Source organism: Oleiphilus sp. HI0132 (genome assembly GCF_001635845.1).
Window position 1 is genome coordinate 1 of record NZ_LWGJ01001328.1, and the last position, 1571, is coordinate 1571.

Here is a 1571-nt window from a genome sequence, read left to right on the forward strand (position 1 = left end):
TTTGGCTAGGCGAAATGTAATAATTGTTCAACAGTTTTTCGAAAAAGCGTGACAGAATTAGGCTTTCTGAAAATTAATTGAAAATAATCTTAGAATAGGACGGCGTGAATTGTTATAAATGGCGCGTGAAAAATAGCTATGTAGAAGTGATAAACAAACATCGACGCAGGTTCAGTAAGGCGTCGATGCAGGGTTGAGTTGGTAGGGGTTAGGCGACGGTAAGCTTGATATTTTCTTTATTCAGAATACTTACGATGCTTTCCGGTGGTGTTTCACTGGTAAATATATGATGAGCTTCGGCAATGTTACCAAGCCGAGTTAAGGCATCCCGTCCGAATTTTGAATGGTCAGCGGCAAGGAAAATATTGCGGGAGTTCTCGACAATTGCTCGAGAAACTCTCACTTCCTGATAGTCGAAGTCGAGCAGGTCACCTGTATCGTCGACACCGCTGATGCCAATGATCGCGTAGTCGACTTTAAACTGGCTGACGAAATCTATCGTTGCTTCACCCATTACACCTCCATCACGATTGCGGACAACACCGCCCGCGATAATAATTGTAAAGTCATCTTTGGTGCTCAAGATGCTCGCTACGTGAAGGTTGTTAGTAATCACCGTGAGGTTATTGTGGTTGAGAAGTGCCTGGGCTATTGCTTCAGTGGTGGTGCCGATATTGATGAAGATAGAAGAGTGGTCAGGAATCTCTAGCGCCACGGCTTCAGCAATACGCTGCTTTTCTTTGAGGAAAGCAACTTTACGGTTAGAGTAAGAGGTATTTAAAATAGTGGAGCTAAGGCCTGCGCCGCCGTGAAAACGTTGGATCTTGTTTTCGTTGTCGAGCTCTTTTAAGTCTCGACGAATGGTTTGTGGTGTAACATCAAATTTGCTGGCAAGCTCTTCAATTGTTGCAAACCCGGAACTACTTACGATCTCTATGATACGAGAGTGTCTTTCACTTTGTTTCATGGTAACGCAGACTTCTTATAAACAGTTAACGAAAGCATAGGTCGTGCAATATAGAAGAACCCTTCACCTGCACACCTGGCTAATATTGAAATAATAACATTTACACATGTAAGTGTATTGAACTATACGACAAAATAATATTTTTAGGGATCATAATATGGCTCAGTTCATTCTTTCTATTGATCAAGGGACGACAAGCTCACGTGCTTTACTATTTGATCACCAAGGCCGTGTAGCGTTTACTGCGCAAGCTGAATTTACCCAGCACTTTCCAAACGATGGATGGGTCGAACATGATCCAGAAGAAATATGGAGTACGACTGTCAGCGTAATCAAGCAAGTTCTTGCCAAATTAGATCTTGAATCCGACCAGGTAATGGGGATTGGTATTACCAATCAGCGGGAGACGACGATTGTTTGGGATAGAAAGACAGGAAAGGCAATCTATCCGGCAATTGTTTGGCAGGATCGCCGAACCTCTGAGTTTTGCCAGAGCCTGAAAGATAAAGGCTTGGAAGATACTATTTCTGAAAAGACTGGCTTGTTGGTAGACCCATACTTCTCAGCGAGTAAGATTCGTTGGATTCTTGATAATGTCGATGAT

2 protein-coding genes are annotated in these 1571 nt (G+C 42.8%); one reads left to right on the forward strand and one right to left on the reverse strand.

What is annotated here, in order from left to right; all coding sequences use genetic code 11:
• Positions 1-208: 208 nt before the first annotated feature.
• Complete coding sequence (locus A3766_RS20265) at positions 209-967, reverse strand: DeoR/GlpR family transcriptional regulator (RefSeq protein ID WP_068642873.1); 759 nt, start codon at positions 965-967, stop codon at positions 209-211.
• Between the two features lie 157 nt (positions 968-1124).
• On the opposite strand from A3766_RS20265, the gene A3766_RS20270 reads away from it, so the two are divergent.
• The coding region (locus A3766_RS20270; protein WP_255375624.1) for an FGGY family carbohydrate kinase at positions 1125-1571 on the forward strand (447 nt) is incomplete at its 3' end.